This window comes from Mycobacterium sp. 1245801.1 (genome assembly GCF_001673055.1).
Classification (GTDB): Bacteria; Actinomycetota; Actinomycetes; order Mycobacteriales; family Mycobacteriaceae; genus Mycobacterium; species Mycobacterium europaeum_A.
On sequence record NZ_LZKY01000406.1, the window covers coordinates 1 to 8,218 of the forward strand.

Consider the following 8,218-nt stretch of genomic DNA (forward strand, 5'->3'; position numbering starts at 1 on the left):
CGCCAGCGCGACCCGTTCGACGCGCACCCGGGACCGGTTGTTGGTCAGCGACGACGTGATCATGTCCAGCAGCGCCGACATCTCGCGGTCGACGACGACGGCGTACAGGCCTTCCTTGCCGCCGAAGTGCTCGTAGACGACCGGCTTGGACACATTGGCCCGCAGCGCGATCTCCTCGATCGAGGTGCCCTCGTACCCGCGCTCGGCGAACAGCGTGCGGGCGATGCCGATCAGCTGCTGGCGGCGCTCGGTGCCGGTCATCCGCGCGCGCGGTGCCCGTACCTCTTTGTCCGGGTACTTTTGTGTTTGGGGGTCCAGCACGGCCACGTCAATCAGCGTATCGGTGATCAGCGGACAAGCGGCCCGCATCGGCGTCGGACTGGTCGGGAATTGTCCGACTCCTCATAAGCCCGCAAGCGGCCCGCACCGTCGTCGGACTGGTCGGGAATTGTCCGACTCCTCATCAGCCCGCAAGCGGCCCGCACCGTCGTCGGACTAAAGTCTTCTTGGCGCGAGCGGTCCCAACCCGCCGCTCGCCGTGGGTTAGCGATCCGTCGTGGTGTAATCGGCAGCACCTCTGATTTTGGTTCAGATAGTTCAGGTTCGAGTCCTGGCGACGGAGCTTCGTCCGCATCGAGTGTGGAGCCTGGGCACGAAACGAAGCCCGGTTCCATGCGCAGGGCCCACACTCGACGGGTTGACCTGAAGAGTCGTTCTACGGCTCGGTTTTTGCCTTCACCGCAGCTGAGGTGACACGCTTGACGGCGTGTCGGCGCTTGACGCGCGCAGCCCGCGCGGACAAACCCAACGAGGAGGGTCGATGTCGTCTCCTGGTGACACCGCGGTCCTGGTGCTAGCGGCCGGGCCCGGCACCCGGATGCGGTCGGACACCCCGAAAGTCCTGCACACCATCGGTGGGCGCAGCATGCTGGCCCACCTGCTGCACGCGATCGCCAAGGTGGCCCCCCAGCACCTGGCCGTCGTGTTGGGCCACGACCACGAGCGCATCGCACCGCTGGTCGCCGACTGGGCCGACGCCCTGGGACGTCCCATCGACGTGGCGCTGCAGGACCGGCCCCGCGGCACCGGCGACGCGGTCCTGTGCGGGCTGTCCGCACTGCCCGCCGACTACGCCGGAGTGCTCGTCGTCACCTCGGGGGACACCCCGCTGCTCGACGCCGACACCCTGGCCGACCTGATCGCCAGCCACAGCGCCGCGCCGGCCGCGGTCACGGTGCTGACCACGACGGTGAGCGACCCGAGCGGCTACGGCCGCATCTTGCGCACGCAGGACAACGAGGTGATGGCGATCGTGGAACACGCCGACGCCACGCCCTCGCAGCGCGAGATACGCGAGGTCAACGCGGGCGTCTACGCCTTCGACACCGCGGCGCTGCGCTCGGCGCTGAACCGGTTGAGCTCCAACAACGCCCAGCAGGAGCTCTACCTGACCGACGTCATCGCCATCCTGCGCGGCGACGGCCTGGCCATCCACGCCCGCCACGTCGACGACAGCGCGCTGGTGGCCGGCGTCAACAACCGCGTCCAGCTCGCCCAGCTGGGCGCCGAGCTCAACCGCCGCATCATCGCGGCCCACCAGATGGCCGGCGTCACCGTCGTCGACCCCGCCACCACCTGGATCGACGTCGACGTCACGATCGGTCGCGACACCGTCGTCCACCCGGGCACGCAGCTGCTGGGCCGCACCCAGGTCGGCGCGCATTGCGTCGTCGGGCCGGACACCACCCTGACCGACGTCAGCGTCGGTGACGGCGCCTCGGTGGTGCGCACCCACGGCACGTCGTCGTCCATCGGGGCCGGCGCGACCGTCGGCCCCTTCACCTACCTGCGGCCGGGCACTGTGCTGGGCGACGACGGCAAGCTCGGGGCGTTCGTCGAGACCAAGAACGCCACCATCGGCACCGGGTCCAAGGTGCCGCACCTGACCTACGTCGGGGACGCCGACATCGGCGAACACAGCAACATCGGCGCGTCCAGCGTGTTCGTCAACTACGACGGCGAATCGAAGCGGCGGACCACCATCGGCTCGCACGTGCGCACCGGCTCGGACACCATGTTCGTGGCGCCGGTGACGGTCGGCGACGGCGCCTACACCGGCGCGGGCACGGTGGTGCGCAACGACGTCCCACCCGGGACCCTGGCGGTCTCCGCCGGTCCGCAGCGCAACATCGAGGGTTGGGTGCGGCGCAAGCGCCCCGGCAGTGCGGCCGCGCAAGCGGCCGAGGCCGCCGAGAAAGCCGCCGGTCAAACCGCCACAGCGGGCCCCGCGCCAGAAGCCGACTAGACACCGTGCATTCGTTCGCTGGCAACCCGGCCACATTTCCGTACGATTCGCCTCGTACGATGGGGCGTTCCATTCCCCACCCCGATATGGCGAGGGCAGTGCGTTGAGCCACGACTGGACCGATAACCGCAAAAATTTGATGCTCTTCTCCGGCCGTGCGCATCCGGAGCTGGCGGAGCAGGTGGCCAAGGAGCTCGACGTCCACGTCACCGCTCAGACGGCGCGCGAGTTCGCCAACGGCGAGATCTTCGTGCGGTTCCACGAATCCGTGCGCGGCTGCGACGCGTTCGTCCTGCAGTCGGCGCCGGATCCGGTCAACAACTGGCTGATGGAACAGCTGATCATGATCGACGCCCTCAAGCGGGGCAGCGCCAAGCGGATCACCGCCGTCATGCCGTTCTACCCGTACGCCCGGCAGGACAAGAAGCACCGGGGTCGCGAGCCGATCTCGGCGCGGCTGGTCGCCGACCTGCTCAAGACCGCGGGCGCGGACCGGATCGTTACCGTCGACCTGCACACCGACCAGATCCAGGGCTTCTTCGACGGACCCGTCGACCACATGCGGGGACAGAATCTGCTGACCGGCTACATCCGCGACAACTACCCCGACGGCAACATGGTGGTCGTCTCGCCCGACTCCGGCCGGGTGCGCATCGCCGAGAAATGGGCCGACGCGCTGGGCGGCGTCCCGCTGGCCTTCATCCACAAGACCCGCGACCCGCGGGTGCCCAACCAGGTGGTGTCCAACCGCGTCGTCGGCGAGGTGGCCGGCCGCACCTGCGTGCTGATCGACGACATGATCGACACCGGTGGCACCATCGCCGGCGCGGTCAAGTTGCTGCGCGACGAGGGCGCCGGTGACGTGATCATCGCGGCGACCCACGGCGTGCTCTCCGATCCGGCCGCCGAGCGGCTGGCCGCCTGCGGCGCCCGGGAAGTGATCGTGACGAACACCCTGCCCATCGGCGAGGAGAAGCGCTTCCCGCAGCTCACGGTGCTGTCGATCGCGCCGCTGCTGGCCAGCACCATCCGCGCCGTCTTCGAAAACGGCTCGGTCACAGGGCTTTTCGACGGAGACGCCTAGATGGCCGACTCTGTCATCTACCACAACCCCAAATGCAGCACCTCCCGCAAGACGCTGGACCTGTTGCGCGACAACGGCATTGAGCCCACCGTCGTCCAATACCTCAAGACCCCGCCGTCGCGTGGCGAGCTGGTGAAGATGATCCGCGACGCCGGCATCGACGTGCGCACCGCGGTGCGCAAGCGGGAATCCCTCTACGACGAGCTCAACCTCGCCGACGCCACCGACGATCAGTTGCTCGACGCCATGGTCGAACACCCCATCCTCATCGAACGCCCCTTCGTCGTCACCCCGAAGGGCACTCGGCTGGCCCGCCCGATCGACGCGGTCCGCGAGATTCTGTGACTCGGCTCGGCCGGCGCATGGCCGCTGCCGCGATGATTGCGGCGGCTTTCTCGTCCGGCGGCTGTGCACCGAAACCGACTGACTACCAATCGATCCTGTCGACGACGTCGACGGCGACGACGACCAAGCCGGCCGAGAAGCCGGTTCCGTTGTCGCAGTATCTGCAGGGCATCGGGGTGACCGGGGAACCGGTGGCACCGGGTTCGCTGCCCGACCTGACGGTGTCGATACCGACACCGCCGGGCTGGTCGCCGTTCACCAGCCCGAACATCAGCCCACAAACGCTGATCATCTCCCAAGGCGGCAAATTTCCGACGGCGCGCCTGGTGGTGTTCAAGCTCAACGGCGAGTTCGACCCGGCCCAGGTGATCAAGCACGGCAACGACGACGCGCAACTGTTCCCGAACTTCAAGCAGCTGGACGCCTCCGGCGCGCCCTACAACGGCTTTCCCTCCTCGATGATCCAGGGCAGCTACGACCTCGAGGGTGGCATGCGGCTGCACAGCTGGAACCGCATCGTCATCGCGACCGGATCGCCACCCGCCCACCAGCGGTACCTGGTGCAGCTGACCATCACCGGCTTCGCCGATCAGGCCGCCGCGCAGTCAACCGACATCAACACGATCATCAACGGATTCGTGGTCGCGGCAAAGTGATTCAAGCGCGGCGACCGGCTTCTTGAACGAGCTGGACCCGGGACGTCAGGCCGAGCTTGGCGTAGACGTGCGTCAGGTGGGTCTGCACGGTGCGCGGTGAGATGAACAGCCGGGCCCCGATCTCCTTGTTGCCCAAGCCTTCCTGCACCAGGCGCACCACATCGGTTTCCATCGGAGTCAGGGAGTCCCAGCCGGTGGCCGGGCGCCTCCGCTCGCCGCGGCCACGTTGGGCGTAGGCGATCGCTTCCTCGGTGGATAAAGCGGCCCCCTCGGCCCAGGCGGCGTCAAAGTCTGTCTGTTCCAGTGCTTCCCGGATCTTCGCCACGGTGGACGCGTACTCTGTCTCATACATCGGGAAGCGAGGGTGGTCCATCCGCTGCCGTATGGTCTCCGCTGCGCCCAACAGACGCGCCGCGTGCTGGTGACTGCCGTTGGCGGCGGCCAAGCGGGCAAGACATTCCAAGGCGTCGTCAACATGCAAATATCCGCGGGTGCCGTCGGCGATCGTGAGAGCCTCGTGAGCGTCACGCTCGGCCTGCCCCGGGTCACCTTGGGCCATCGCAATGTAGGCGCGTACTACCAGCGCCGGCACTCGTTGCCAGCCCGGTGTCAGTGCAATGTTCTCGTCGGCCCAGCGGCGCGCTGTGGGCACATCACCGCTTGCTAAGGCCGCCTGGGCGAGCGGGGCGGTGGATCTGGTGAACACTTCCCGCAGCGGATTGCTGTGCTCCCATGCCATCTCGCAGAACCGCATTGCCGAAGACCCATCACCGGAGGCCAACGCGGCGTCAGCCAGGACCGCGTACACCGAGTCTTCGGAAACTCCACCCAGCACCTCTGCGGCTACCCCCGCGGATTGCCCCGCTGCGTGTGCGGCCGGCCCGTGCCCTTGGCGGGCCAGTACCACGCCATGCACCAGGCATCCATAAGCATTCATCAACACATCCCCGGCCTCCGCGGCCTCTATAGCCAAGCAACGTGCGATTTCGGCCGCTTCGGCAAGGTTTCCCTGCATCATCAGCGCTACGACGAGCCAGGTTCGGCAGTTCCGTGAGTAGAACCGATCGCCGAGCGCATCGGCGAGGTCGCGTCCTTCCTCGGCGGCCGCACGTGCTGCGGTCGGTTCACCGGACATGGCGCCAACCGTCGCCTGGTGGCTCAAGATTTGGCATAGAGTCCACCGGTCTCCAGCCGCGCGGACCAGTTCGGTTGCTTCGGCGAAGTAGCGCTGGACCACATCGGGCGTGTAGACGGCGCTCATCCCGCATGTGATGAGGGCGCGGGTGATCAATGCCGGGTCGTTGAGCTGACGAGCGACGCCCAATGCGTCCTGTGCAGCACTCAATTCCGTTGGAAGGCCCAACCAAGCAGCGAGGAACTGCCGCTCGATCACCGCACCTGCCCGCACGGCAGGTGTGATAGGCAAGGGCCCTTCGTCAGTCAAGACAGCGTCCAAACCCGCCAGTGCTTCACCGACGCGGCCGGCCCGCAACCACAGTGGTTGCAGCGAAAGGATCAGCCGCATCGCTGTTTCGATGTCCGAGTTCTCTCGGCTCCAGCCGTAAGCGGTTCGTAGATTCTCGATTTCCCGTTGCGCCCAACGTAATAGCGGATCGACACCGGCCAGCCCCTGAGTCCCGAATGCGATAGCCCTGGTGGTGTAGTAGTCGCGGTGGCGGGTGCGCACCTGGTCGGCCTCGCCGGACTCGCCGAGTTTTTCTTGCGCGTACTGGCGTACGGTTTCCAGCAAGCGGTATCGCATGCCGGTGCCGGTGTCGTCGGCGACTACCAAAGATTTGTCGACCAAGAGGCTTAGCTGGTCCAGCAATTGATACCGCTCCACCTCGCCGTCGGCGCCGACGGATTGGGCGGCATCGAGGTCGAAGCCACCGGCGAACACCGCCAGCCTTCGAAACAGCACCTTCTCAGGCTCGGTGAGCAGCGCATGCGACCAATCCACCGACGCTCGCAGCGTCTGCTGGCGGCGCACCGCGGTGCGTGCACCTCCGGTCAGCAGACGAAACCGGTCATGCAGGCTGTCCAAGATCTGGTCAGGCGACAGCGCGCGAACCCGTGCCGCGGCAAGCTCGATCGCCAGTGGCATGCCATCCAAGCGGGCGCAGATTTCGGTCACCTGCGCGGTGTTGTCCTTGTCCACAACGAACCCGGGGCGCGCCCGACGGGCACGGTCGGTGAACAGCTCGATCGCTTCGTCGTTGAGAGACAGTGAAGGGACCCGCCACGTCAGTTCGCCGGCCACTCCGAGCGGTTCACGGCTGGTCGTCAGAATCGCCAGATGTGGGCATGCCGCAAGTAACTCGACGACCATCGCTACGCATGCGTCGAGCAGATGCTCACAGTTGTCCAGCACCAGCAACATCCGTTTGTCGCCGAAGAACCGTAAGAGCAGGTCCATCGTGGAGCGGCCAGGCTGATCGGGCAGCCCTAAGGTGCGGGCGACTGTCAATGGCGCCACAGCGGAATTGGTGATGGGGGCCAGGTCGACGTACCAGATCCCATCGGAAAATTCGCCGTTAAGTGCAGCGGCGACTTCCACGGAAAGCCTGGTCTTGCCCGCGCCGCCCGCGCCGGTCAAGGTGACCAGCCGGTTGCCGCCAACCAGTTGCTCCAACTCCCTCATTTGCTCTTGGCGCCCGATAAAATTGGTTAGCTGTGCCGGAAGGTTGTGCGACGCAACCACAGTGCGCACCCGAAGCGGCGGGAAGTCATTGCGCAGATCCGGGTGGCACACTTGGACAACACGCTCCGGACGCGGTACATCGCGCAACGGGTAGCTACCCAGGTCGGCGAGCCACACGCCGTCGGGCAGCCGGTCCACCACCATCGATTCGGTCGCGCCCGACAACACGGTCTGCCCTCCGTGCGCGAGATCGCGCAACCGCGCGGTGCGATTGATCGTCGGGCCCGCGTAGTTGGCGTCGTCGCGCAATTGGATTTCACCGGTGTGTATGCCGATGCGTACCCGGATGGGCGCCAACGGGGCGCGCTGCAACTCCAGCGCACACGCCACCGCATCCGATGCCCGGGCAAAGGCGGCCACAAAGCTATCGCCCTCACCCTGTTCGAGCGGGCGCACCCCGTCATGCGCCGCGACCGACTCGTTCACGATTTTGTTCAGCTGAGCCAGCGCGTCGGTCATTTGTGTGGGTTGCGTTTCCCACAGCCGCGTCGAGCCCTCGACATCGGCCAGCAGCAATGTCACCGTGCCGGTCGGCAGCAACTCGACCACGCCCAAATCGTCCCAGGTTAGCGGCGTTATCTCCGCGTGTTGGCTCATGTTAGCCAGGATTACGCCCTCGACGGGGCAAAACATCGGCCAATGCGCGCAGATCCACCACGGGCGGGCATCCGGATCTACGACCCCCGGGTGCGCAGATATGCGCGCCGCGGCGGATGGTCTTCGCCGCGCCGGGCCGGATAGTCGACTAAACCCGACCGAGGAGACCCCGATGACAATCGCCCAAACGACCACCCGCCCGAACGTTTTCGACGCCGGCCTGCCCGTCATTGCCTACGACCACCTCACCGACCCCGACGACGCGCACCGCATCATCGACGCCGCCCGCGAGCTGTCGCCGATCGCCATCGGCCCGCACGGGCCGGAAGTGCTCAGCTACGAACTGGTTCGAACCGTGTTGCGCGACAGCAGATTCGTCACCGCGCGCGGCCTCGGGCTCGACCTGCAGGGCGTCACCTCCGGCCCGCTGTGGGACCGGGCGATCAGCAATATCCTCGGCCTCGACGGCGACGCGCATCACCGGCTGCGCCGCCTGGTGTCCAAGGCCTTCGCCCCCCGGGGCGCCGAGC

At 66.8% G+C, this 8,218-nt stretch carries 6 protein-coding genes, 1 tRNA gene and 1 pseudogene; 6 read left to right on the forward strand and 2 right to left on the reverse strand.

The genetic code is table 11. The features are described 5' to 3' along the window. The coding region (locus A5622_RS26010; RefSeq protein ID WP_197508100.1) for a TetR/AcrR family transcriptional regulator at positions 1 to 261 on the reverse strand (261 nt) is incomplete at its 3' end. Between the two features lie 289 nt (positions 262 to 550). Between A5622_RS26010 and A5622_RS26015 the strand changes: the two genes are divergently transcribed. From A5622_RS26015 to A5622_RS26035, 5 genes are all read left to right on the forward strand, one after another. After that, positions 551 to 622, forward strand: a tRNA-Gln gene (locus A5622_RS26015). 198 nt (positions 623 to 820) lie between these two features. After that, on the forward strand, positions 821 to 2,305 hold the full coding sequence (gene glmU, locus A5622_RS26020) for a bifunctional UDP-N-acetylglucosamine diphosphorylase/glucosamine-1-phosphate N-acetyltransferase GlmU (RefSeq protein ID WP_066871784.1): 1,485 nt from the start codon (positions 821 to 823) through the stop codon (positions 2,303 to 2,305). Between the two features lie 103 nt (positions 2,306 to 2,408). Next, positions 2,409 to 3,389 carry a ribose-phosphate diphosphokinase gene (locus tag A5622_RS26025; RefSeq protein ID WP_064878996.1) on the forward strand — a complete coding sequence of 327 codons (981 nt, stop codon included), beginning with the start codon at positions 2,409 to 2,411 and terminating at the stop codon, positions 3,387 to 3,389. Beyond that, complete coding sequence (gene arsC, locus A5622_RS26030; RefSeq protein WP_066882139.1) at positions 3,390 to 3,734, forward strand: arsenate reductase (glutaredoxin); 345 nt, start codon at positions 3,390 to 3,392, stop codon at positions 3,732 to 3,734. A 17-nt stretch (positions 3,735 to 3,751) separates the two neighbouring features. Continuing rightward, positions 3,752 to 4,390, forward strand: a complete 639-nt coding sequence (locus A5622_RS26035) for an LpqN/LpqT family lipoprotein (RefSeq protein WP_066882141.1) — start codon at positions 3,752 to 3,754, stop codon at positions 4,388 to 4,390. Between the two features lies 1 nt (position 4,391). Here A5622_RS26035 and A5622_RS26040 read toward each other — a convergent pair whose 3' ends face one another. Further along, the gene (locus A5622_RS26040; RefSeq protein ID WP_066871790.1) at positions 4,392 to 7,688 is read right to left on the reverse strand and encodes a LuxR C-terminal-related transcriptional regulator; all 3,297 of its coding nucleotides are present in this window, start codon (positions 7,686 to 7,688) and stop codon (positions 4,392 to 4,394) included. 172 nt (positions 7,689 to 7,860) lie between these two features. Here A5622_RS26040 and A5622_RS26045 point away from each other — a divergent pair. Further along, a pseudogene (locus A5622_RS26045) lies at positions 7,861 to 8,218 on the forward strand (cytochrome P450); the annotation flags it as partial.